Source organism: Bacillus sp. PS196, from assembly GCF_037963555.1.
Classification (GTDB): Bacteria; Bacillota; Bacilli; order Bacillales; family Bacillaceae; genus Bacillus; species Bacillus subtilis.
Genome location: NZ_CP150159.1, coordinates 2,044,058 through 2,067,965, shown reverse-complemented (window position 1 = coordinate 2,067,965; position 23,908 = coordinate 2,044,058). Strand labels below are relative to the sequence as shown.

Sequence of the window (23,908 nt, the reverse complement as noted above, 5' to 3'; positions counted from 1 at the left end):
ACGTTAATTTCACGTCTTAGCTCGCCCGAATGTTCTCTCAAAACAAATTCATAACGGTCTCCAATGCTTTATTCTTCATTGAATTCTCGATGACGAGCCATCAACATTACCTCTTTCTGAATCGATCAGTATATAACTATTCTATAAATTATCGAGGGAGTCTAAAGAAAAATAGACAACATATTGACAATGTAATGAGAAATGTTAAGATGTATAGACAATAAGTTGTCCATTCAAGGAGGGAACATCGTGGATTATTCTAAGGAACTGAAAGATTTATTTTTAATGCAACAGTCTTACGCTACATTTTTTTCCACTTTAAACAAAATCCAATCACGCGGAGACGATTATTATGAAAGCTTAACGTCGAGGCAATTTATGACGATGGTTGCCATACTGCATTTACCGGAAGAGGAAACGACATTCAACAACATTGCAAAAAAATTAGGCACTTCAAAACAAAACATCAACAGACTTGTCAGCGGTATTGAAAAAAGAGGTTATGTCATCACTGTACCAAGTAAACGCGACAAGCGTGCAGTTAATGTGAAGATTACTGATTCAGGAAAGCGTGTCATGGAGGAATGCGGTGAAAAAGCGGTGTATTTTATGGCCGATCTATTTAAAGGCTTTTCGACGGAAGAGCTGGAAACATTATGGGTTTTATTGAAGAAACTGTACAGTTTTGACGGAGAAGAACAGGATGGTTTTGAAGAAGACGCTGCTGATTTTGACATTGAACAAAATCGAGACAATTTGAAAACAAATTTATTGCAGGAATTCGCAAAACGGAGAAAGTAAAAAGGAGAACCAACTATGAACAACGTAGCAACAGTAGAAAACTTGAAAATGCAGTATGAAAACAAAACGGCAGTAGATGGGATTTCGTTCGAAGTGAGAGAGGGGGAAGTGCTTGGCTTACTAGGTCCAAATGGTGCAGGGAAAAGCACAACCATTCATATTTTATCAGGAGTATTGTCGGCCAGTTCCGGAAATGTTTCGATATTGGGCCATAGTGTGAAAAAAGGGTCCAAGGAAATGAAGAAAGGCATCGGGATTGTGCCTCAAGATATCGCGATTTATGAGGAGATTTCCGCTGAGAAAAATGTTCGTTTTTTTGCCAGTCTTTATTCTCTTAAAGGAGAAGAACTGAAAGCCCGAGTCAAAGAGGCTTTGGAGCTCGTACAGCTATATGACCGGAAAGATGACAAGCCAAAGACGTTTTCAGGCGGGATGAAAAGAAGATTAAACATTGCGTGCGCCATTGCCCATCAGCCGAAACTGATTATCATGGATGAGCCCACGGTAGGAATCGATCCGCAATCCCGGCATCACATTTTGGAATCGATAAAAGAGCTGAAAACAAAAGGCGCAAGCATCATTTACTCTACACACTATATGGAAGAAGTCGAGGCAATTTCAGATCGTATTATGATCATGAATGAAGGAAGAATTATTGCCAATGGAACAAAAGAAGAGCTGTACAGAGAAGTCAATAAAGAAATAACATACGCTTTTCAACTGGCGCATGTTCAGCGATTAAATAAAAACTCGATTAGAGAAATCATAGGAGTGACAGGAGTTGATTTCTCTGACCATCAACTAAATGTTACTGTTCAAAAGAACCAAGATCACCTGAGTGAAATCATATTAGAATTGAGTGCCCAAGGCTGCAGCATCCTAAACATGAACAAAAAAGAGGCATCGTTAGAAACGGTATTTTTAGAGCTGACGGGAAGAAATTTAAGAGATTAGGAGAGCAAAATGAGTTTGTTAAAATTAATAACATTTGATTTTATGAATATTTTAAGGAATCCGGTTCTTGTAATAGCCAATACGGTCTTTCCTTTTGTTCTGATTCTGGTCATGGGCTTTGTTACGAAAAGCAGCTTTGGAGCAGGCGGGGTCAGTTCTTATGATTATTACGGAGTGAATATGATGATTTTCACTGCAGCTCTGATTGCTATGACGACCTCTAATACGTTTATGGAGGAAAAGGTGAAGAAGGCGAACCTTCGTATTGTGTATGCGCCGGTTTCGACAACTAGTATTTATCTTTCTAAATTACTATCAACCTTTATATTCAGTGTCATTATGTACAGCATGAATGTGTTGATAGCCCAAACGATTTTTCATTTGAACTTTGGAGGACAATATCTTACGTATTTCATGCTTTTATTGTATGTATTTTTATTTTTCGGTTGCTGTTTTGGCACAATGTTCTGCAGTTTGTTCAAGAATGAAGAACAGGCGAATGGGATTATGCAAATTCCGATAGCTTTTTTTGTTTTCTTTGGTGGCGTATTTTTCGGAATTCATAGATTTGGAGATACCGTCAATCAGATATCGATTCTTTCTCCGATTAAATGGGTAACAGAATGTTCATTTCGTCTCATTTATGATCATGATTTCAGTATGCTGCAGCCTGTTATGTCAGGACTAATATTGGCTTCAATCATTTGTATTGCCGTTTCTCATGTTGTATTTAAGCCGGAGGGATATATATGCTGAGTTTATTCCAAAACAGGTGGGAGCGAATCCTGACCAAAAAAGCCATTATTATCATTGCATTAATCATTATCCCTCTGATGATTGGCGTTGCGATTATGTTTTCCGGGAAGCCGGTTTTCAAAGAAACAATCGCTTTTGTTACAGAACTGGACGAAGTTCATCATTTGCCGAGTGATTCTGCATTTAGAGTGGTAACGGTAGATCAGAAGCCGAAGTTTTCTGATCTGATGTTAGGGAAATATGCAGCCATTGTAGAAAAAAATCAACTTGATTACAGCGTAACCACGTTGAAAAGTAAAGCGGATCAAAAAATGATTCAGCAATTTTTTGAGACTGGAGAAATGCCAGGCAGCTACCGGGGAGAGGATGAATTAAGGATGGAACGGGGAACGGGAACGAATATATTAGGCTTTATCATGATGCTTGTATTGATGCAAGGTGTGGCATTAGCTGCGTTATATCCAGAAGACCGGATGCTCAAAACCTTCAAAAGGATTTTAGTGTCTCCCGTGCATGTGGGGAAATATTTGTTGGTTCAGTTTATCTTTACTTTTTTATGTTTATACATACCCACTTACTTGGCCATCCTAATTACAAATGTACTCTTTCATGCTGAAATTGGTTTCCGTTTAAATATTCTTGCTGGGTTACTGGGTGTTCTTACAGTGCTTGCAACAGCATTCGCTATCTTTATGGCTTCTGTGATGGATCGAAACATCAGTTTGATGACGAGTGGTATCAGTGTGATCACGTGTGTATTGTCAGGCTGTTTTATTTCTTTTGCTCCACATCATCCAATATTAAATGCCCTTTGTGCGATACTGCCACAAAAAGCGTATATGACTTTCATTCACGGGGTAGAAATGGGGGATTCAATGTGGGAATACAAAACTCAGGTTATTTATATTTTGATGTGGTCGGCTACGTTTTGTTTCCTTGGGGATTTTATCACAAGAAGAAGAACCAATAAAGGGATTTATGAGTAGGGGAAAAAAGTTATTAGCATTGTTTTAAGAGATGAAAATCTTGTAGGGATTGATCAAGAATCAAAACGTCATAGCTGATGCAGGTCATGAATCGGACATTTTAAAGGAAAAGGGATGTGGCACAGACCAAGAGAATACCGTCATTCTCTTGGTTTCACAATAGAATACACATTTGTATCATATGGAGTACCATTTTGATACATGTACTGTCTTAAAACACCTTCTTTTTGAAACCCCATTTTTAGGAGCAGACGATTTGATGCATCATTAGCAGTAAATACAACTGCGCCAATACGCGACAGTCCAAGGGCAGAAAATCCGTAAGATACGACCTTTGAAATGACTTCTGATGCAAAACCGTTTCGCCAATGCTCCGGGATGATTTCATAACCGATTTCCGCGCGCCTATGCTTTTGGGCCAGAGCGTGAAAGCCTATTGTTCCGATCAGTTCTTTAGTGTCCCGTCTTTCAATTCCCCACCGTATACCGCGTTTTTCTTGATAGAGGGCAGCAAACGTTTGAATCATTGAAATGGCCTGTTCTATAGATTCCATGTTTTCAAGCCCATAATAGCGTGTCACCTCATCGTTTGAGAAACAAGCAAAAATGGCTTCCGCGTCCTGATCTGTGATTTGCCTAAGTATAAGCCGATCCGTTTCTAATATAGGAAACATTCAACCACTCCCCACGTTTGTGTTTTTGTTTATCATATCCCTTTTATTTCCTCTTTTCTATAGCGAAATCAACCAATGCAGCAAAGGAACGAATTTGTGTTTCTAGTTGCTCTTTGTTTTTGCTGAATTGTTTCAAACGATGGCCGTTCGCGCCTGATGGATGGGGAAAGCCGTTAAGGCAAATCAAATTCTGGAGGCTGTGTTGTCTGATCAATGTTTCACATACTGTTTCGGCCGCTTTTCCTAACGGAATGAGAAGAGCTGGTCCCGTCACATGGTTAAGCTCCGCAGGGAAGTGCCCAAAAGCATAGGTGCTTAGGATAGGAGAATGAGTGATAGCCGGTTTGTATCCGGTATAGTTTTTTTGCTGGATAAAGACAGGATATTTAATAACGGAAGTTGTATGGAGCATATACCGTAATTCTCCAAAAAGCTTTGCGGCGCTTTGAATGCCGAAAGCTTGCGGCAGCCCGCATAAATCCAGCATGGTGATAAGGTTATGTCTCATCGACCCGGAGAAACCCGCTGCTATTTTTGTATCTACCGCCATTTGCTCAAGAGTGCGGCCTTGCCGCAGACTTTCGACTGCTGTTTCGTACGCTGTTTTCATCTGGGAAAAACCCGGCGTGATCCCGGCAATCACAATCGTAGCAGTCCGATTGATATATTCATTATGAGGTGAATAGTAGATGTCAAGTTCATTTTCTTGATGGAGATGAAATGGAGAAATAAGTAAATCCGACTTTGTAAGTGAAGAGGGAAGAGAATGTAGTTTTTCTGCGAACTCCTTTAAGCAACTGTGGTTTACAATCATGCGAAAGCCTCCTCAAAAAATGATATCCCATTGTCCATTCTGATCGAAACAACGGGATATCATTCATCATGACCTGCTATTTAAATGACCAGCCTGCCACACCTCTTTAACAGCTTTAGGAACTTCTTTTACTTCAGCTGCGGTCTGCTGAAACGCGGATTTTTTCATTTGGACATCCTGCTGAATCTTCTTTTGTTTTTGCGTCAGCAGATCTGTTTCTGTTTTTAATCCTTCGATTTGTTTTTGCATAGCCTGCGTAACAGAGGAAAGCTCCTTTAGTGCAGGGTCCATTTTTTTCTTGTTTTGAATCACGTTAACTCCTAAGAAGATAATAGAAACTGCTAATACTGCCAGGCTGATATAAACAATAACCATATGTTCACTCCTTTTTTCTTTTGTCATTACCCTGTTTCCGCTTTTTTAATCCAAAGAAATGATGATTGCACAGTTCGTTTGATTTGCGTATTGGATTTATTCTACTTATAATGTGATATCGTACATAGGTAAACAAAGAAAGGGTGCTTCAATTGCAAAGTTTACAAAATAAAACCGCTTTAATCACAGGCGGAGGCAGAGGGATCGGCCGTGCTACAGCTCTTGCTCTTGCGAAAGAAGGCGTAAATATTGGGTTAATCGGCCGGACTGCCGCTAATGTTGAAAAAGTGGCAGAAGAAGTCAAAGCGCTTGGTGTAAAAGCTGCATTTGCTGCTGCAGATGTAAAAGATGCCGAGCAGGTTAACCAAGCCGTCGCTCAAGTGAAAGAACAGCTTGGTGATATCGATATTCTCATTAATAACGCGGGAATCAGCAAATTTGGCGGTTTCTTAGATCTGTCAGCCGATGAATGGGAAAATATTATACAAGTCAACCTAATGGGTGTGTATCATGTGACTCGCGCGGTGCTTCCGGAAATGATCGAACGCAAAGCCGGAGACATCATTAATATTTCATCTACAGCGGGCCAAAGAGGAGCTGCTGTAACAAGTGCTTACAGCGCTTCTAAATTTGCCGTTCTCGGGTTAACAGAGTCTCTTATGCAAGAAGTGAGAAAACATAATATCAGAGTCAGCGCGTTAACGCCGAGCACTGTCGCTAGTGATATGTCTATCGAATTGAACTTAACAGACGGTAATCCTGAAAAAGTGATGCAGCCTGAGGATCTTGCTGAGTACATGGTGGCACAATTGAAATTAGATCCTCGTATTTTCATCAAAACAGCGGGATTATGGTCAACAAATCCTTAAAAATGAAAACCTGTCTTTCGACAGGTTTTTTTATTTGAATGAAATTCATACCGGCATATGCAAATCTGACAATCGTTTTAAATTGAAGCTGGCAGTGAATGCAGGCTATAATAGAACTAAGAAAACTATGTACCAAATGTTCAGTCAGAATTTATTTTTTCCGCTACACCTATAATCAGTAAACATGAAATGAATTGGACTATCAGTCTTTAATATAAAAAAGGAAAACAATAAAAGAAAATTGAATATTTAGTACATAGTGTTGTCAGTGACAGAAGAAGGAGTGCATATGATGAAAGAAGAAAAAAGGAGTTCAACAGGCTTTTTAGTGAAACAGCGCGCATTTTTGAAGCTTTATATGATAACAATGACAGAGCAAGAGAGACTCTATGGGTTAAAGCTGCTTGAAGTACTTCGGTCTGAATTTAAAGAGATTGGTTTTAAACCAAATCATACAGAAGTATACCGGTCTCTGCATGAGCTTCTTGATGACGGGATATTAAAACAAATTAAAGTAAAAAAAGAAGGGGCTAAACTCCAGGAAGTCGTCCTCTATCAATTTAAAGATTTTGAAGCTGCCAAGCTATATAAAAAACAGCTGAAGGTAGAGCTGGACCGCTGTAAAAAACTGATTGAAAAAGCTCTCTCAGATAATTTTTAATAGAAACAAACACCCGGCGCAGCAGTGTGAACCGGGTGTTTTCTGCTTTTCATTATACATATTTGTCGAAAAGAAACAATACAAATCAATGATGACCTTCAAACTTGACATCATTTCCTCACGTGGTAACATTTTAAACGTGTGAAAATGCGAACAAAAAAGCGAACAAAGGAGATGTTACCGATCTTTGATCAAAAGAAAGTAGCCTTTATAGGAGCAGGATCTATGGCGGAAGGAATGATATCAGGTATCGTTCGTGCCAACAAAATCCCGAAACAAAACATCTGCGTTACAAACCGCAGCAATACAGAGCGATTAACTGAACTTGAACTTCAATATGGCATTAAAGGCGCCTTGCCGAACCAACTATGTATTGAAGACATGGATGTGCTCATTTTGGCAATGAAGCCAAAAGACGCCGAAAACGCTCTGTCATCACTAAAATCACGTATTCAACCCCATCAATTAATATTGTCGGTCCTTGCCGGCATAACTACCTCTTTTATTGAACAATCATTGCTTAATGAACAGCCGGTTGTCAGAGTGATGCCCAACACTTCCAGTATGATTGGCGCTTCTGCAACAGCTATTGCCCTTGGCAAATATGTGTCGGAAGACCTGAAGAAGCTGGCCGAAGCATTGCTCGGATGCATGGGCGAAGTCTATACAATCCAAGAAAATCAAATGGATATATTCACCGGAATTGCAGGCAGCGGCCCCGCGTATTTTTATTATTTAATGGAATTCATTGAAAAGACAGGCGAGGAAGCGGGCCTCGATAAACAGTTATCTCGAAGCATCGGCGCACAGACACTTTTAGGTGCCGCAAAAATGCTCATGGAAACAGGAGAACATCCTGAGATCTTAAGAGATAATATCACGTCACCGAACGGAACGACAGCAGCGGGGCTGCAAGCCTTGAAAAAAAGCGGCGGCGGAGAAGCGATTTCTCAAGCGATAAAGCATGCGGCTAAGCGTTCAAAGGAAATCAGCGAAGATATCGAAAAAACTGCAGCGCCGCTATCAGGAGTGATAAAGTGATGCCTGATACAAGCATGAAAAGAGTCGTTGTGAAGATTGGAAGCAGTTCATTAACAAGCCTTCATGGAGAAATCAGCATTCGTAAATTAGAAGCGCTGGTCGACCAGGTCGTCAAACTCAAAGACGCCGGAAATGAAGTGATTTTGGTTTCCTCAGGCGCAGTGGCGGCGGGATATCGGAAGCTCGGATTTATCCAAAGGCCCGAGAAGCTTCCAGAAAAACAAGCATCAGCTTCAATCGGCCAGGGATTGCTGATGGAGGCTTATTCAAAGCTGTTTTTGGCACACGGCTATGTCGCATCCCAAATTTTAATTACGAGAAGCGATTTTTCTGATGAATATCGATACAACAATGTCAGGAATACAATGAATGTACTGCTCGAGCGCGGCATCATCCCGATCATAAACGAAAATGACACAGTTACCGTCAATCGGCTCAAGTTTGGCGACAATGATACGCTCGCAGCAAAAGTCGCAGGATTGATTGATGCAGATATGCTTGTGATTTTATCAGATATCGACGGATTATATGACGGCAATCCGCGCACAAATCCAGAAGCGAAAAGGATACAGCGGGTGAGTGAAATAACACCTGACATCGAAGCATGCGCAGGTGACACTGGAAGCATCGTTGGCACCGGCGGCATGCGCTCTAAGCTTGATGCGTTTAAAATCGTAATGGCGTCTGGCATTAAAGGTTTCCTAGGTCAGGCAGATGTCGGCGATATTTTATATCACGCCGTTCATGAACAGGCGGAAGGCACCTATTTTGAAGCAGAAGGAACGCTTCCGTTGAATCAAAAGGAGCAATGGATCGCTTTTAATTCCGGTCCGGAAGGTGAAATGATTTTATCAGATGATTGTTCACGAAAAATAACAAACGGCCAATCGAGTTTATACCTAGACGGTGTACAGAAGATTAAAGGGAAATTTAAAAGCGGTTCAGTTGTTCGGCTAATGGATTCAAAAGGGACGGAAATCGGCCTTGGAATCGTCAATTACTCTTCTGTACAGCTTCAAGAACCGGAAAAGAACAAGGAACTGACAAACAGAGCTCTAATTGATCAAGAAGCATTTGTTTGCCATGTGGATTTTTCTTTACCTGTAAATTAATTTGCAGAAAAAAACCCGAAGCTTCTATATAGAAGCTCGGGTTCATTTTTTTTATTGATACTGCTCCAGCTTAGAGAAAAATTGAATGACAAACTCATAAAAATCATTCGCGGAAGGCGCAAGCTCTCTATTTTTCGGTTTAATGATTCCGACAGTCCGTTTTACTTGAGGGAACTCAATTGGAATTTTCACAGTAAAACGAGGTGTTGTTTCAGCAAAAGTACTTTCAGGCAGAAGGGTAACGCCCATTCCTGCGGACACTAACCCTTTGATCGCATCCAAATCCTCACCCTCCGTGGAAACGAGAGGAGCAAAGCCTGCTTGTTTGCAAGTATCGATTGCCATCTCTCTAAGTACAAATCCTTCCGGGAACAATACAAATTGGTCGTTGCGCAAATCAATTAAATGAACCGTTTTTTGTTTAGCAAGCGGATGATTTAATGGAACAAGCGCGTAAATTTTTTCAGTAAATAATATTTTTCCCGTTATGTCAGAGAAATTCGTCGGCACCGGTCCTAATAAGGCCAGATCAATATCGCGGTTTCTGACAGCTTCAATCAGAAACTTATAGGAGCCTTGGCGCAGCAAAAATTCGACGTGCGGATATTCTTCTTTAAACGCTGAAATGACAGTCGGCAAAAGCTGGCTGGCGAGGCTTGTAGGAAAGCCGATCTTTACCGTTCCGCGATGCGGGTCAAGATACTCATCAATTTGCTCTTTCGCATAATCAATGGCTTTCATCGCCGTTTTCACATGAATCAAAAATTCTTTTCCGATTGGCGTGAGTTTGATATTTCTCCCTTCACGCTCAAATAAGGTCACATTTAATTCTTCTTCAAGATTGGCAATTTGTCTGCTGATTGCTGATTGGGCCACATGCAAATGATCAGCGGCTTCTGAAACGTGTTCTCTTTCAGCCACCTCCATAAAATAACGCAGTTGGCGCAGCTCCATGTTTGTCTCACATCCATCTATCTCATTTTGAGATTCTTTTGATCTAAATTATATATTGTTTATATCGTTTTGAAAACCTACAATGATTATAGAGTTGTTAGATTTTATGACCGGTATTATCGGAAATTGATCGGGGGAGAGGAATTATGACGTACAATCAAATGCCAAAAGCTCAAGGTCTCTACCGTCCTGAATTTGAACATGATGCATGCGGAATCGGCCTATATGCACACTTAAAGGGCAAGCAGACTCACGACATTGTCAAACAAGGACTTAAGATGCTTTGCCAGCTAGACCATAGAGGAGGGCAAGGCAGTGATCCGGATACAGGAGACGGAGCCGGCTTACTGGTTCAAATCCCTGATGCTTTCTTTAGAAAAGAGTGCAAAGACATCAATCTGCCAGAAAAAGAACGTTACGGGGTAGGAATGGTCTTTTTCTCACAGAAAGAAGATGAAAGAAAAAAAATTGAAAAGCAAATCAATGCACTGATTGAACAAGAAGGCCAAGTCGTTCTTGGATGGAGAACTGTACCTGTAAATGTCGGAAAAATCGGAACAGTGGCGCAAAAAAGCTGTCCGTTTGTCCGTCAGGTATTTATCGGCGCAAATTCTGATCTAAAGGACAATTTATCTTTTGAACGAAAATTGTATGTCATTCGTAAACAGGCTGAAAATTGGGGAGTAACGGAAGGTCTTGATTTTTATTTTGCCAGTCTTTCAAGCCAGACCATTGTTTACAAAGGCCTTTTAACACCTGAACAGGTTGATGCATTTTATTCTGATCTGCAAGACGAAGCATTCGTTTCTGCTTTTGCGCTTGTTCATTCACGCTTCAGTACCAATACATTCCCTACATGGGAAAGAGCGCATCCTAACCGCTATTTGGTTCACAACGGTGAAATTAACACCCTTCGCGGAAATATCAACTGGATGAGAGCACGTGAGCAGCAATTTGTTTCTGAAAGCTTCGGTGAGGACTTAAACAAGATTTTGCCGATTCTCAATGCTGATGGCAGTGACTCTTCCATTTTGGATAACGCATTTGAGTTTTTTGTGATGGCTGGACGCAAACCGGCACATACGGCAATGATGCTCATTCCAGAGCCTTGGACGGAAAATACGCATATGTCCAAGGAAAAAAGGGCGTTCTACGAGTACCATAGCTCCCTGATGGAGCCTTGGGACGGACCGACAGCTATTTCATTTACTGACGGTAAACAAGTCGGGGCGATCCTTGACCGGAACGGTCTCCGTCCGGCCCGTTATTATGTCACAAAAGATGATTATATTATTTTCTCATCTGAAGTAGGCGTTATTGAAGTTGAACAGGAGAACGTTTTATATAAAAACCGCCTTGAGCCTGGGAAAATGCTTTTAATCGACCTGGAAGAAGGCCGTATTATCTCCGATGAGGAAGTCAAAACACAAATTGCAACTGAGTATCCGTACCAAAAATGGCTTGAAGAAGAGCTTGTACAAGTAAATCCTGATCCGGAGTCAAGAGAAGAAGAACAATTTAGTGATCTTCTTACTCGCCAGAAGGCATTCGGATACACATATGAGGATATCCAAAAGTATCTAATTCCTGTTATTAAAGAAGGCAAAGATCCCCTTGGTTCAATGGGGAATGACGCTCCGCTTGCTGTACTTTCTGACCGAGCGCAATCGCTGTTTAACTACTTTAAACAGCTGTTTGCACAAGTAACGAACCCGCCAATCGACGCGATTCGTGAGCAGCTTGTCACTTCAACGATGACTTGGCTCGGTGCGGAAGGCGATCTTCTTCATCCAAGTGAACGAAATGTTCGCCGGATTAAACTGTATACACCTGTTTTATCCAATGAACAGTTTTACGCATTGAAAACGATTGTTCATCCTGATTTAAAAAGCCAAAAAATTGATGTGCTGTTTTCAGAGGATCTTGAACGCGGTTTAAAGGACATGTTCACACAGGCAGAGAAAGCCATCAGCCAAGGCGTAAGTTTGTTAATTTTATCAGACAAAAAGATGAACGAACGACTGACACCAATTCCGCCGCTTCTGGCAGTAAGCGCACTGCACCAGCACTTAATCCGCAAAGGGCTGCGTACGAAGGTCAGCATTATTGTGGAATCGGGAGAAGCACGTGAAGTGCATCACTTTGCAGCGTTAATCGGTTATGGCGCAGATGCGATTAACCCTTATCTCGCTTATGCGACCTACAAGCAGGAAATTGATGAAGGCCGTTTGGATATCAGCTATGAGGAAGCGGTCAGCAAATATGGAAAAAGCATTACTGAGGGCGTCGTAAAAGTGATGTCCAAGATGGGAATTTCAACTGTGCAAAGCTACAGAGGCGCACAAATCTTTGAGGCGGTAGGAATCAGCCGCGATGTGATCGACCGCTATTTCACAGGTACTGCATCACAGCTAGGCGGCATCGATTTACAAACAATTGCAGAAGAGGCACAGCGCCGCCACCGGGAAGCGTATCAGGATGATTACAGCAAAACGCTTGAACCGGGAAGTGACTTCCAATGGAGAAATGGCGGAGAGCATCATGCGTTTAATCCGAAAACGATTCATACTTTGCAATGGGCGTGCCGCAGAAATGATTACAATCTGTTTAAACAGTATACAAAAGCGGCTGATGAAGAACGCATCGGGTTTTTGCGGAACTTGTTCGCATTTGACGGAAACCGCAAGCCTTTGAAGTTGGAGGAGGTTGAATCCGCTGAATCGATTGTCAAACGTTTTAAAACGGGTGCGATGTCATTCGGGTCCTTGAGTAAGGAAGCGCACGAAGCTTTAGCAATCGCAATGAACCGTCTTGGAGGAAAAAGCAACAGCGGTGAAGGCGGAGAAGATCCCAAACGCTTTGTTCCAGATGAGAACGGCGATGATAGAAGAAGTGCGATCAAACAAATTGCATCCGGACGGTTTGGTGTCAAAAGCCATTACCTCGTCAATGCTGATGAGCTGCAGATTAAAATGGCTCAAGGTGCTAAGCCGGGTGAAGGCGGGCAGCTTCCTGGCAACAAGGTATATCCATGGGTTGCCGATGTCCGCGGGTCAACGCCAGGTGTCGGATTAATCTCACCTCCGCCACACCATGACATTTATTCGATTGAGGATTTAGCCCAGCTGATCCACGATTTGAAAAATGCCAACCGTGACGCAAGAATCAGCGTAAAGCTGGTGTCAAAAGCAGGTGTAGGAACAATCGCTGCAGGTGTTGCCAAAGCGACTGCAGATGTCATTGTGATCAGCGGCTATGACGGAGGTACAGGCGCTTCTCCGAAAACCAGTATTAAACATACAGGGCTTCCGTGGGAGCTTGGCCTTGCAGAAGCACATCAAACACTAATGCTGAACGGACTTCGTGACCGTGTTGTATTAGAAACAGACGGAAAGCTCATGACGGGCCGCGACGTTGTGATGGCTGCCTTGCTCGGCGCCGAAGAATTTGGTTTCGCAACGGCTCCGTTAGTTGTACTCGGCTGTGTCATGATGCGTGCCTGCCATTTGGATACATGCCCTGTCGGTGTAGCGACACAAAACCCAGAGCTTCGCAAAAAGTTCATGGGGGATCCTGACCATATTGTGAACTATATGCTGTTCATTGCTGAAGAGGTTCGTGAGTACATGGCTGCGTTAGGCTTCAAGACATTTGATGAAATGATCGGCCGCACTGATGTACTTCATGTAAGTGAACGGGCGAAGGGGCACTGGAAAGCAAGCCAGCTTGATTTGTCTACACTTCTTTATCAGCCTGAAGGGGTGCGGACGTTCCGATCGCCGCAAAATCATAAAATTGATCAATCGCTTGATATCACAACAATTCTCCCGGCTGTACAAGAAGCCATCGAATCTGGAAAAGAAGCTGATATTTCGATTGAAATCAATAATACAAATCGTGTAGCCGGAACGATAACCGGCAGTGAAATCTCAAAGCGTTACGGAGAAGAAGGTCTTCCTGAAGATACAATCAAGCTGCACTTTACCGGATCAGCCGGCCAAAGCTTTGGAGCTTTCGTTCCTAAAGGGATGACGCTTTATTTGGACGGAGACTCAAATGATTACGTCGGAAAAGGGCTTTCTGGCGGAAAAATCATCGTCAAGTCACCAGAAGGATTCAACTCTGCTTCGGATGACAATGTCATTATCGGCAACGTGGCTTTTTACGGTGCGACAAGCGGAGAAGCATATATTAACGGACGTGCTGGTGAACGCTTTGCCGTTCGAAACAGCGGTGTGAACGTAGTTGTAGAAGGTATTGGCGACCACGGCTGTGAATACATGACTGGCGGCAGCGTTGTCGTTCTCGGTGATGTAGGCAAAAACTTTGCGGCAGGTATGTCCGGCGGAATCGCTTATGTACTGGCCGAAGATGTCAAAGCGTTTAAACGCAAATGCAACCTTGAGATGATTTTATTTGAATCATTAGAGGACGAGAAAGAAATCCAGCAAATCAAAGCAATGCTTGAAAGACATACTGCATATACAAACAGCCAAAAAGCAGAAGATTTGCTTGATCAATGGGAAGACAGTGTGAAAAAATTCGTCAAAGTCATTCCGAAAAACTATAAACAAATGCTCGCAAGCATCGAAGAGCAAAAAGCTGCAGGTTTATCAGATGAAGAAGCCATCATGTTCGCTTTTGAGGCCAACACGAAGCCAAAGCAGAATACAGCAGCATCGGGACAAAAACAAGCGGTAGTACAGTAAGGAAGGGGAGAGGAACATGGGGAAACCAACTGGATTTATGGAGATCAAACGAGAAAAACCTGCGGAGCGGGACCCTCTCACTCGCTTAAAGGATTGGAAAGAATATTCTGCTCCTTTTTCAGAAGAAGCATCGAAACGGCAGGGGGCGCGGTGCATGGATTGCGGTACACCGTTTTGCCAGATCGGTGCGGACATTAACGGATTTACATCCGGCTGTCCGATTTACAACTTAATTCCTGAATGGAATGATCTTGTCTACCGGGGCAGATGGAAGGAAGCATTGGAACGCCTGTTGAAAACAAACAACTTTCCTGAATTCACAGGGCGGGTATGTCCCGCTCCTTGTGAAGGATCATGCACTTTAGCGATTTCAGACCCGGCCGTTTCAATTAAAAATATCGAGCGAACCATTATCGACAAAGGATTTGAGAACGGCTGGATTCAACCTAGAATTCCTAAAAAACGAACAGGCAAAAAAGTGGCCATCGTCGGGTCAGGCCCAGCCGGACTGGCGAGTGCTGACCAGCTGAATCAAGCGGGACATTCCGTCACTGTTTTTGAACGAGCAGACAGAGCGGGCGGCCTTTTAACATACGGCATTCCAAACATGAAGCTTGAGAAGGGCATTGTAGAACGCCGAATTAAATTGCTGACGCAAGAGGGAATTGATTTTGTAACGAACACAGAAATCGGTGTTGACATTACAGCTGATGAGCTAAAGGAGCAATTTGATGCTGTGATCTTATGCACAGGCGCTCAAAAACAGCGGGATCTCTTAATTGAAGGACGCGACTCAAAAGGAGTCCATTACGCGATGGACTACCTCACACTTGCAACAAAAAGCTATTTAGATTCTAATTTTAAAGACAAGCAATTCATTGATGCCAAAGGGAAAGATGTCATCGTAATCGGAGGCGGAGATACAGGAGCTGACTGTGTGGCTACCGCTCTGCGTCAAAAAGCCAAAAGTGTGCACCAATTCGGCAAACACCCGAAACTTCCGCCAGCCCGCACGAATGACAATATGTGGCCTGAACAGCCACACGTCTTTACGCTTGAATATGCATACGAGGAAGCAGAAGCAAAATTCGGAAGAGATCCGAGAGAATACTCCATTCAAACGACAAAAATGGTCGCGGATAAAAACGGAAAGCTGAAAGAGCTTCATACCATCCAAATGGAAAAAGTGAAAAATGAGCATGGTAAATACGAGTTCCGCGAGCTGCCTGGAACGGAAAAAGTATGGCCTGCTCAGCTTGTCTTTATCGCTATCGGCTTTGAAGGCACAGAACAGCCGCTGTTGAAACAGTTCGGTGTTGATTCAGTAAATAACAAAATCAGTGCAGCATATGGGGATTATCAAACAAATATCGATGGTGTATTCGCCGCAGGGGATGCAAGAAGAGGGCAAAGCTTAATCGTATGGGCGATTAATGAAGGCCGTGAAGTGGCGCGGGAAGTGGATCGATATTTGATGGGGAGTTCAGTTCTTCCGTAAATAAAGGGGATTATCATATAAGAGAAACCGGTCTGGCTGCCAGCCGGTTTCTTTTTTTATTCCATTACGATCCCGATGTTTCCAAACTGTCTGCCTTCCTGCATTCTTTTATATGCTTCACATGCTTTTTCTAAAGGATATATCCGGTCAATTACAGGCCGCAGCTTATGTTTGTCAATGAAAGCGAGCATAGCTTGAAATTCCTCACCGCTTCCCATCGAGGTTCCCAAAACATTGACCTGAGGAAAGAATAGAGAACGCACCGGAAAACTGAGATTATCCCCTGAGCTTGCCCCAAAGCTGACAATACGGCCATTTGGTTTTACATGGCGGAAGTATTCCGAAAAGAGGGCAGGTCCTATGCTGTCAAGAACAACATCCGCCTTTTTTCCCTGCAACTGCTCATCCCAATTGCTGTAGCTGTCAAATGCGTAATCAGCACCTAATTTCAGCGCCTTTTTTCTTTTCTCCTCACTGCGGGAGGTCACGCTTACTGTTGCCCCAATCGCCTTAGCCATAAATAAAGCGTAGGTTGCTACACCGCTGCCGATGCCGGGTATCAATAGATGCTCGCCTTTTTTTAATTGCCCCTTTGTAAACAGAGCCCGATATGCAGTTAAAGCGGATAAAGGTAAAACGCCCGCTTCTTCCCAAGATAAATAAGCAGGTTTTTTGATTGCATTTTGTGAAGGAATGATCACATATTCAGCAAGTGTTCCGTCCGAAGGACCTCCCAGAATCTCAGGTACAGGTGGAACATTTTCTGTCAAATCCCAGTTCAATGTCGGGAAAATGACTACTTCTGTCTGAACAGTAACATTTTTCACGCCTTCACCAATCTCTTCGATGATACCCGCGCCGTCAGAACCCAGTATCATGTGAGGATCTTGTTCAGATTTGTTTTTCATAAGAAACAAGTCACGATGATTCAGGCCTGCAGATTTTAATTTAACCTTTACCTCTCCGTATCCAGGCTTTGTTGATGGAACGTCCTGAACTGATAACCCCAGAAGACCGGCTTTTCCGTTGTGAATTACAGCTTTCATGCTGTCTGCCTCCTCATTAATTGTATTTTCATATCTTTACATATTTTACATAGCGGTTTTCTTCGAGTAAAATGAACAAATATGATAGCCAATATCACTTTTCATCATAGCAAGCAGGTGAGAGCGCGTGGAAAGCGGAGATTTAAAGATTTTTCAGGCTGTTGCTCGCGAAGGAAGCATAACGAAAGCAGCCCAAATGCTGAATTATGTTCAGTCGAATGTGACAGCCAGAGTGCATAACCTTGAGGAAGATTTGAATATCAGGCTTTTTCATCGAACGAATCGGGGAATGAAGCTGACTGCTGCAGGAGAAAATCTTTTACAATATGCAGATCAAGTATTATCGCTGTTAGACCAAGCTGAAAAATCGACCCGAATGAGCAGGCAACCAAAAGGGCCTTTGCGGATCGGATCACTGGAAACAATGGCGGTAACGCATCTGCCTGAGCATGCAGCATCCTTCCTCAGGCGTTTTCCTGAAGTGGATTTATCAGTGAACACAGCTGATACGCATCATTTGATTCAACAGGTTCTTGATCATAAAGTTGATGGCGCTTTTGTATATGGGCCGGTTGAACACGCTGCAGTTAGACAACTCCATGTCTCCCATGATGAATTAGTTTTGATTTCATCACGAGAAGGGACGGCAGAAGACATGCTTCAGCAGCCGATGCTCTTTTTTGGGGCTGGCTGTTCTCATCGTGACAGGGTCAAAAGATTACTAGAGGAAGCAGGCATACACAATCAAAAAATCATAGAGTTTGGCACATTGGAGGCTATTATAAAAGGTGTTTCCGCCGGGATGGGTACGGCGCTGCTCCCAAAGTCCGCTGTTGACGGCTCCGAGCATCGTACAAATGTATGGATTCATCAGCTGCCACCATCATATCAAGACTTAGAGATCGTCTTTATATACAGGAAAGACTTTTTTATTACGAGTGCGTTTCAGACATTTCTTGATGAGATAAACGAAATGAAAAGATGAAGATAGACGTGCATTAGCAGAATAAAGACGTTTGTCAGTTTTTATTTTAAAGATCTGCATGAAAAAACTGTACTCATTTGAAGCGAGTACAGTTTTTTATTTATTTACGTTTTAAATTAATGCCGATCGCCGCGCCGTTTCTGCTTGAATCAGCTACACCTTTAAAGGTGCCGTTTTCATGGTCGATCGATATACTTTGCACGTTTCCGATATCCACCGGACTTGTGCCGAATTTGTGGCCCATGCCGTTTAGCTTGCTGAGGACATCTTTAGGAACTCCGTCTTCGTAACGGTAAGAGCTCATGCTGTTTGTGTAAATTCTCGGCTCTTCAACAGCTGCTTTTAATTCCATACCATATTCAATGTGGTAGAGAATGGTTTGCAAAACGGATGAAATAATTGTGGCCCCGCCAGGAGATCCAACCGTGAGGACAGGCTTGTCATCCTTAAATAAAATCGTCGGGGTCATGCTGCTTAAAGGCCGTTTGTTTGGCTGTACTTCGTTAGCTCCGCCTGGTATCGCATCAAAATCCGTTAATTCATTGTTTAAAATAACACCGTAATCAGGGACCATAATACCCGTTCCGAATAGCTGTTCGATTGTTGTTGTATAAGAAACAACATTTCCCCAACGGTCAGCAACTGTAAAGTGGGTTGTTTGGCCTTCTACTTTGTCTTTCGGCTGTTCAACTTGTTTATAGTTTGCTGATCCTTCTTGGTATTTCCAAGGGTCACCGGCTTTCGGTTTTTTATTCACTTGATCTAGGTTGATTAATTGCTGGCGTTCTTTAATATAATCGGGGTGAAGCAGGCCTTTGAGAGGAACATTTACAAATTCGGGATCACCTGCGTAAGACGCACGGTCGGCATATGACAAATGCATCGTTTCAGCAAGCAGCTGATATTTTTCCCATGAGCGGACATCGTATTGTGAAAGGTTAAAATGATCAAGGATTTTCAGCATTTGCAATAAGAAAATACCGCCGGAGCTTGGAGGAGGAGTAGTAGCGATTTGATAGCCTTGATAATCTCCCCAAATCGGTTCATCAATTGTAATGTCGTAATTTTCTAAATCTTTTTCTGTCATTGATCCGCCGAAATCCTGGACAGTGTCAGAAAGCGTCTTGGCGAATTTTCCTTTATAAAAAGCGTCAGTGCCTTTGGAGCGAATAAGCTTAAATGTTTTAGCCAAATCCTTTTGAATAAGGGTATCTCCTTCTTTAAGCGGTTCGCCATTTGGTAAAAATACATCTTTTGCGGCAGTCCGTGAAAGCTTTTCCTGATAATCAGAAATGGCCTCTGCCAACACCGAATCAATCGGAAAGCCTTTTTCAGCGAGTTTAATAGAAGGGGTAATTAATTGCTTCATCGAACGGGTTCCCCATTTATCCAAGGCTTCTTCCAGCCCTTTCAGAGTGCCTGGAACACCAACGGCAGTACCTTTTGTTACACGTTCAGAGAAAGGAATTGCTTTGCCGTTTTCGTCCAGAAACATATCAGGAGTTGCGCCTGCTGGAGCACGCTCACGGCTGTCGATTATCGTTGTATCCTTCGTTTTTCCGTCATACACCATCATAAAACCGCCGCCGCCAATACCTGACATCATCGGCTCTGTTACATTGAGTGCAAATTGAATGGCAACCGCTGCGTCAATAGCATTTCCTCCTTTTTTCAGCACATCAGCACCGATTTCAGAAGCAAGAGGATGTGCGGTCGCAACCATGCCGTCTTTTCCAACATCTACTTGTTTGTACTCATCGTAGCTTTTGGGCGGTTTTTTAGCTTCCGCGTGAAAAGGGACACTTCCAGCGACTAACAGAACACTAAGCAGAGCTGTTAAACAGACGTTCCACGTTCTTTTCATGTTCTCCCTCCTATATGAAGCTGTATTGTTACAATCTTAGCGTAAAAAAATTACAGCGTTTTCACAAGTGACAAATGGTATATTATATAGTGCATAATGCCGTTTTTCTGTGCAAAATTGATTATATTGATATGAGCCATGTGCTATATTAGAATCAGCATACGGATTAAGAAGGGACTGCTATGTATTTAACGATTGAAGAAACAGCAGAATATACAAATCTTTCAGAGGATTATATTAAAAGCTTGGTGCTCGAAGGGAAAATCAGAGCCGTTCATGACGGAGAGCAATTTTTGATTTATAAAGAGCAGTTCAAAACGCATCTCGAACAGCTGGAGAATTACAAAGCACTTGTGCAGGAAATATTAAATGAACCGATCCCGGAAGATATTGATGTAAAGGATGAGGATTAGGACACAATTTGAAATTGTGTCTTTTTTTGTATGTTTTTTGCGGAAGCTCCAGAAAATTGGGAGCGTCAGATTTCATTTTAAGAGGATTTTTGATGATTAGTAGGGGGATAAGTATCCAAGAGGTTAAAAGCTTTATAATAGGCTTTAAAGCTTATTTTATAGGGTGAAGGTTGGAAGAAGCTTTTTTAAAAGCTTATGTAACACTATGTATATTATGTTACATAAATGCCGCCGCACTTTGACATTCAACGTTTTTCAGCTATAATAGTAACATAAACCTCAAAATGTTACATAACGGTTTTTAAGGAGTTTTTTGATGCATATTGTACAGCCGATTCGCAGTCTAGAGAAAATCCAAGAAGTCAAACAGTATTTGCTTAACAAAAACAAGCGGGATTATTTTCTGTTTATTTTCGGCATCAACAGCGCGCTCCGCATTTCTGATATTCTGCCGCTGCAAGTGAAGGACGTTCAAAATAAAGATCATTTATGGGCGACTGAAAGCAAAACGAAAAAGAAAAGAAAGATTCTTATTTTAGAATCGCTGAAACAGGAAATATACGAGTATACGAAAGACATGAAGGAAAACGAATATCTTTTTAAATCAGTGCGGACCAGGAAGCCGATTTCCCGCATACAGGCCTACAGAATTTTAAGAGAGGCCGCTGCGGCGTGCGGACTTGAGGAGATAGGGACGCATACACTCCGGAAAACGTTTGGCTATCATTTTTATCAGCGAACGAAAGACATCGCCGAGCTGCAGAGAATACTGAATCATTCATCACCATCCATTACAATGCGGTATATCGGTATTGATGAAGATACGACAAGAGCCGCATATAAGGTTTTTGGAGGGCTTTAATACAAATCGCTTGAAAATATTGATCATCAGAGCTACTATATAAATACTAAAAGCTCTAGTAGCACAGCGGATAGTGCAGCAGTTTCCTAAACTGCAGGTCGGGAGTTCGAATCTCTCCTAGAGCGTTATATTCACAAAAAGACAACAGGCACTTTTCGCCTGTTGTCTTTCTTTATGCAGACCAAATAAAAAACGCCCGCTTATACCGGGCGTTATTCTTATATAACTGCGTCAAATTGATTGACTTTCCATTTTTTATTTTCTTTCACAAATGTCACTTTCCGTTTTGCAGAAGGGGATCCGTCTAATGTAGGGACGGTAAATTCGTATGTGATTGTGCTGCCTTTTTTAGAGATCAGTTTAGCAGTTGATTTTTTCCAATTCAAAAGATTGTCTCCGTCACCGATTGGAACAGCAAGTTTTCCTTTTGAAACAGTGAAATGATAATCTTTAAAGCCTTTTTCGATTGCTGTTTTTGTAAAAATAGGAGTTAAATAATTCACCGCTTTTGCTTTAGTGCCTAGATCACTGCACATGTATACATATTGAAGATTTTGATACTCGAATGTGCCTGATGGGCAAACTGCTTTTTTCACCTTCGGATTGTGGCCGCTCATGGTGTTCCAAAAATGTTCTCTAGCGGATAATGCCAACTGTAATGCTTGTTTTTGTGATAAATCGCCTGATGTATTTTTCGCAAATGCATTTGTGCTTAATGACAGAATAAGTGCAATGGTTGTTAGAAATAGAAGACATTTTTTCATTATCGCTCTCTCCTTCAAAATCTCTTTCTCTTATGTTACAAATGTTACAATAATTACGTATAGATTACAATACTTTTGCATAAATTATTTTTTATTCTTTTACTCACAAAAAATACGCCATTACTTGCTAGTTTATTCTTCATAAGCTAAAAAGATGTGTAAAATTAGAAGAATCGGGAAGGGTTTCATAAGTGCAGTGATGAATAATAACATGTTACATATCCTGTTTTTGTCAAAAAATGAGGGCATGTTTAAAAACGATTTCAAATAAAGGAGTCCTTTAATATGGAAACATCACAAGAACCTCTTGTAACTCAAAAGAAAAGCAAACCATCAGTTTGGCGGTCGATGTCACTCTTTTTAGTGCCGCTTCTGCTGAGCAATGTGCTGCAATCAGTCGGCCAGCTAGTCGGGATGATGGCTGTAGGCAGATGGCTAGGTGTTGATGCAGTGGCAGCTGTATCATCCTTTTTCCCGTTATTTTTTCTTTTAATCTCATTTACAATTGGGATCGGTTCAGGAAGTTCGATTCTGATCGGACAAGCTTACGGAGCGAAAAATGAGGAACGGCTAAAGGCTGTTGTCGGGACGACGCTCACCTTTACATTTTTATTAGGCGTTGTGTTAGCCGTCATCGGCAGTATGTTCACCCTGGATATCCTTCGTTTAATGGGAACACCTGAAAATGTCATTCATGTCAGCGCTAACTATGCACGTATTTTATTTTATGCTATGCCATTTATGTTTTTATATTTTGCATATACTACCTTTTTGCGCGGAACAGGAGATTCCAAGACACCGTTTTATACGCTGATTGTGAGCACGGTCATCAACATCGCGCTTTTGCCTGTTTTAATCCTTGGCATGTTTGGTTTTCCGAAACTGGGCATATACGGCTCGGCATATGCAACTGTCATTTCCACGATTGCGACTTTTCTCGTGTTAATGGTGTATTTACGAAAGCGAAAACACCCGCTGCAATTTGATAAAACAGTGCGTCGTTATTTGAAAATGGATAAGGAACTGCTGGTTCTTCTGCTGCGTCTTGGGGTCCCAGCAAGCATCAATATGATTCTTGTCTCATTATCAGAGATAGCGGTTATTTCATTCGTCAATCATTACGGCTCTAATGCAACAGCTGCATACGGAGTGGTCAACCAGGTGGCCAGCTATGTACAGATGCCGGCCGTCAGCCTTGGTATTGCGGTTTCTATTTTCGCTGCGCAATCGATCGGAGCGAACGAGTTTGACCGCTTAAAGCAGGTCATTCGCGTGGGGATTTGGCTGAATTATATCATTGGCGGCGTACTGATCATTCTGATCTATGTTTTTTCACATCAGATTTTATCGTTATTTTTAACCGAGCAAGAGACGCTTTACATTGCGCACCGTCTTTTGATGATTACACTGTGGAGCTATTTGCTGTTTGGAAATGCCCAAATTATTTCTGCAACGATGCGGGCAAGCGGAACGGTTTTATGGCCGACCGTCATCAGTATTTTTGCAATCTGGGGAGTAGAGGTGCCTGTTGCTTTCGTCCTTTCTCACTATACAAAGCTTGAAATACTCGGCGTCTGGGTTGGTTATCCAGCTGCGTTTGCCGTCAGCTTGCTGTTGATTTATGGGTATTATCAATTCGTCTGGAAAAAGAAACAAATCACCCGTCTCATCCAATAGCCTCCGAATCACACCGTTCATAAGTTTGAACGGTGTTTTTTTATTTGATAGGGGAAAATATAAAATGGAGGAAATATGGTACAGTACATTGAA

Annotated in this window: 21 protein-coding genes and 1 tRNA gene; 15 read left to right on the top strand and 7 right to left on the bottom strand. The window is 42.2% G+C overall.

The window, feature by feature from the left end:
* Window positions 1-249 precede the first annotated feature (249 nt).
* From NST79_RS10435 to NST79_RS10420, 4 genes are read left to right on the top strand one after another with little or no spacing between them, the layout of a single operon-like run.
* Window positions 250-801 (top strand): MarR family transcriptional regulator, encoded by a 552-nt coding sequence (locus NST79_RS10435; protein WP_015251964.1) that lies wholly within the window; start codon window positions 250-252, stop codon window positions 799-801.
* A 15-nt stretch (window positions 802-816) separates the two neighbouring features.
* Complete coding sequence (locus NST79_RS10430) at window positions 817-1,755, top strand: ABC transporter ATP-binding protein (RefSeq protein WP_014479987.1); 939 nt, start codon at window positions 817-819, stop codon at window positions 1,753-1,755.
* 9 nt (window positions 1,756-1,764) lie between these two features.
* A complete protein-coding gene (locus NST79_RS10425; protein ID WP_015251965.1) occupies window positions 1,765-2,511 on the top strand; it encodes an ABC transporter permease in 747 nt (248 codons plus the stop codon).
* Window positions 2,505-3,497 carry an ABC transporter permease gene (locus tag NST79_RS10420; protein WP_015251966.1) on the top strand — a complete coding sequence of 331 codons (993 nt, stop codon included), beginning with the start codon at window positions 2,505-2,507 and terminating at the stop codon, window positions 3,495-3,497. The genes NST79_RS10425 and NST79_RS10420 overlap by 7 nt, the downstream gene beginning before the upstream one ends.
* 140 nt (window positions 3,498-3,637) lie before the next feature.
* On the opposite strand, the gene NST79_RS10415 is transcribed toward NST79_RS10420, so the two are convergent.
* The 3 genes from NST79_RS10415 to NST79_RS10405 all read right to left on the bottom strand — a co-directional run bounded on the left by NST79_RS10415 (window position 3,638) and on the right by NST79_RS10405 (window position 5,360).
* Window positions 3,638-4,171 carry a GNAT family protein gene (locus NST79_RS10415; RefSeq protein WP_015251967.1) on the bottom strand — a complete coding sequence of 178 codons (534 nt, stop codon included), beginning with the start codon at window positions 4,169-4,171 and terminating at the stop codon, window positions 3,638-3,640.
* Between the two features lie 43 nt (window positions 4,172-4,214).
* Entirely contained in the window at window positions 4,215-4,985 is a 771-nt protein-coding gene (locus NST79_RS10410; protein WP_015251968.1) for a hypothetical protein, read from the bottom strand.
* Window positions 4,986-5,051: 66 nt separating this feature from the next.
* Complete coding sequence (locus tag NST79_RS10405) at window positions 5,052-5,360, bottom strand: DUF948 domain-containing protein (RefSeq protein WP_212059596.1); 309 nt, start codon at window positions 5,358-5,360, stop codon at window positions 5,052-5,054.
* Between the two features lie 152 nt (window positions 5,361-5,512).
* On the opposite strand from NST79_RS10405, the gene NST79_RS10400 reads away from it, so the two are divergent.
* The 4 genes from NST79_RS10400 to proB all read left to right on the top strand — a co-directional run bounded on the left by NST79_RS10400 (window position 5,513) and on the right by proB (window position 9,043).
* Complete coding sequence (locus NST79_RS10400; protein WP_032721974.1) at window positions 5,513-6,229, top strand: 3-ketoacyl-ACP reductase; 717 nt, start codon at window positions 5,513-5,515, stop codon at window positions 6,227-6,229.
* A gap of 292 nt (window positions 6,230-6,521) precedes the next feature.
* A complete protein-coding gene (locus NST79_RS10395) occupies window positions 6,522-6,890 on the top strand; it encodes a helix-turn-helix transcriptional regulator (protein ID WP_212059594.1) in 369 nt (122 codons plus the stop codon).
* A 147-nt stretch (window positions 6,891-7,037) separates the two neighbouring features.
* The gene (gene proC, locus NST79_RS10390; RefSeq protein ID WP_010886524.1) at window positions 7,038-7,931 is read left to right on the top strand and encodes a pyrroline-5-carboxylate reductase; all 894 of its coding nucleotides are present in this window, start codon (window positions 7,038-7,040) and stop codon (window positions 7,929-7,931) included.
* Window positions 7,928-9,043, top strand: a complete 1,116-nt coding sequence (gene proB, locus NST79_RS10385) for a glutamate 5-kinase (protein WP_212059584.1) — start codon at window positions 7,928-7,930, stop codon at window positions 9,041-9,043. The genes proC and proB overlap by 4 nt, the downstream gene beginning before the upstream one ends.
* Window positions 9,044-9,094: 51 nt before the next feature.
* Here proB and gltC read toward each other — a convergent pair whose 3' ends face one another.
* The gene (gene gltC, locus NST79_RS10380) at window positions 9,095-9,997 is read right to left on the bottom strand and encodes a glutamate biosynthesis transcriptional regulator GltC (protein WP_004399246.1); all 903 of its coding nucleotides are present in this window, start codon (window positions 9,995-9,997) and stop codon (window positions 9,095-9,097) included.
* Between the two features lie 146 nt (window positions 9,998-10,143).
* Here gltC and gltB point away from each other — a divergent pair, with 146 nt between their 5' ends.
* Together gltB and gltD are read left to right on the top strand one after the other, a co-directional pair.
* Window positions 10,144-14,706 carry a glutamate synthase large subunit gene (gene gltB / locus NST79_RS10375; protein WP_212059583.1) on the top strand — a complete coding sequence of 1,521 codons (4,563 nt, stop codon included), beginning with the start codon at window positions 10,144-10,146 and terminating at the stop codon, window positions 14,704-14,706.
* Window positions 14,707-14,722: 16 nt separating this feature from the next.
* Window positions 14,723-16,204 (top strand): glutamate synthase small subunit, encoded by a 1,482-nt coding sequence (gltD, locus tag NST79_RS10370; protein ID WP_014476983.1) that lies wholly within the window; start codon window positions 14,723-14,725, stop codon window positions 16,202-16,204.
* A 56-nt stretch (window positions 16,205-16,260) separates the two neighbouring features.
* On the opposite strand, the gene NST79_RS10365 is transcribed toward gltD, so the two are convergent.
* Window positions 16,261-17,250, bottom strand: a complete 990-nt coding sequence (locus NST79_RS10365) for a zinc-binding dehydrogenase (protein ID WP_014479971.1) — start codon at window positions 17,248-17,250, stop codon at window positions 16,261-16,263.
* 127 nt (window positions 17,251-17,377) lie between these two features.
* Between NST79_RS10365 and yofA the strand changes: the two genes are divergently transcribed.
* Window positions 17,378-18,235 (top strand): LysR family transcriptional regulator YofA, encoded by an 858-nt coding sequence (yofA, locus tag NST79_RS10360; RefSeq protein WP_003231468.1) that lies wholly within the window; start codon window positions 17,378-17,380, stop codon window positions 18,233-18,235.
* 100 nt (window positions 18,236-18,335) lie between these two features.
* Here yofA and ggt read toward each other — a convergent pair whose 3' ends face one another.
* A complete protein-coding gene (ggt, locus tag NST79_RS10355; RefSeq protein WP_003231470.1) occupies window positions 18,336-20,099 on the bottom strand; it encodes a gamma-glutamyltransferase in 1,764 nt (587 codons plus the stop codon).
* A 182-nt stretch (window positions 20,100-20,281) separates the two neighbouring features.
* Here ggt and NST79_RS10350 point away from each other — a divergent pair, with 182 nt between their 5' ends.
* From NST79_RS10350 to NST79_RS10340, 3 genes are all read left to right on the top strand, one after another.
* Window positions 20,282-20,512: an excisionase family DNA-binding protein gene (locus tag NST79_RS10350; protein WP_003231472.1), complete on the top strand. Its 231-nt coding sequence runs from the start codon at window positions 20,282-20,284 to the stop codon at window positions 20,510-20,512.
* Window positions 20,513-20,828: 316 nt separating this feature from the next.
* Window positions 20,829-21,374, top strand: coding sequence for a site-specific integrase (locus NST79_RS10345; RefSeq protein WP_003231473.1), 546 nt, complete (start codon window positions 20,829-20,831; stop codon window positions 21,372-21,374).
* A 52-nt stretch (window positions 21,375-21,426) separates the two neighbouring features.
* Window positions 21,427-21,499: transfer RNA gene (locus NST79_RS10340), tRNA-Arg, on the top strand.
* A gap of 93 nt (window positions 21,500-21,592) precedes the next feature.
* Here NST79_RS10340 and iseA read toward each other — a convergent pair.
* On the bottom strand, window positions 21,593-22,138 hold the full coding sequence (iseA, locus tag NST79_RS10335; protein ID WP_004399558.1) for a DL-endopeptidase inhibitor IseA: 546 nt from the start codon (window positions 22,136-22,138) through the stop codon (window positions 21,593-21,595).
* A gap of 285 nt (window positions 22,139-22,423) precedes the next feature.
* Between iseA and NST79_RS10330 the strand changes: the two genes are divergently transcribed.
* Complete coding sequence (locus NST79_RS10330; protein WP_212059582.1) at window positions 22,424-23,815, top strand: MATE family efflux transporter; 1,392 nt, start codon at window positions 22,424-22,426, stop codon at window positions 23,813-23,815.
* Window positions 23,816-23,908 lie beyond the last annotated feature (93 nt).

Coding starts and splice junctions, on each gene's coding strand:
- gltD (WP_014476983.1), top strand. CDS start 14,723: ATGGGGAAACCAACTGGATTTATGGAGATCAAACGAGAAAAACCTGCG.
- NST79_RS10350 (WP_003231472.1), top strand. CDS start 20,282: ATGTATTTAACGATTGAAGAAACAGCAGAATATACAAATCTTTCAGAG.
- ggt (WP_003231470.1), bottom strand. CDS start 20,099: ATGAAAAGAACGTGGAACGTCTGTTTAACAGCTCTGCTTAGTGTTCTG.
- NST79_RS10425 (WP_015251965.1), top strand. CDS start 1,765: ATGAGTTTGTTAAAATTAATAACATTTGATTTTATGAATATTTTAAGG.
- NST79_RS10430 (WP_014479987.1), top strand. CDS start 817: ATGAACAACGTAGCAACAGTAGAAAACTTGAAAATGCAGTATGAAAAC.
- NST79_RS10330 (WP_212059582.1), top strand. CDS start 22,424: ATGGAAACATCACAAGAACCTCTTGTAACTCAAAAGAAAAGCAAACCA.
- gltB (WP_212059583.1), top strand. CDS start 10,144: ATGACGTACAATCAAATGCCAAAAGCTCAAGGTCTCTACCGTCCTGAA.
- proC (WP_010886524.1), top strand. CDS start 7,038: ATGCGAACAAAAAAGCGAACAAAGGAGATGTTACCGATCTTTGATCAA.
- NST79_RS10410 (WP_015251968.1), bottom strand. CDS start 4,985: ATGATTGTAAACCACAGTTGCTTAAAGGAGTTCGCAGAAAAACTACAT.
- NST79_RS10405 (WP_212059596.1), bottom strand. CDS start 5,360: ATGGTTATTGTTTATATCAGCCTGGCAGTATTAGCAGTTTCTATTATC.
- NST79_RS10365 (WP_014479971.1), bottom strand. CDS start 17,250: ATGAAAGCTGTAATTCACAACGGAAAAGCCGGTCTTCTGGGGTTATCA.
- iseA (WP_004399558.1), bottom strand. CDS start 22,138: ATGAAAAAATGTCTTCTATTTCTAACAACCATTGCACTTATTCTGTCA.
- NST79_RS10345 (WP_003231473.1), top strand. CDS start 20,829: ATGCATATTGTACAGCCGATTCGCAGTCTAGAGAAAATCCAAGAAGTC.
- NST79_RS10395 (WP_212059594.1), top strand. CDS start 6,522: ATGAAAGAAGAAAAAAGGAGTTCAACAGGCTTTTTAGTGAAACAGCGC.
- NST79_RS10420 (WP_015251966.1), top strand. CDS start 2,505: ATGCTGAGTTTATTCCAAAACAGGTGGGAGCGAATCCTGACCAAAAAA.
- NST79_RS10415 (WP_015251967.1), bottom strand. CDS start 4,171: ATGTTTCCTATATTAGAAACGGATCGGCTTATACTTAGGCAAATCACA.
- gltC (WP_004399246.1), bottom strand. CDS start 9,997: ATGGAGCTGCGCCAACTGCGTTATTTTATGGAGGTGGCTGAAAGAGAA.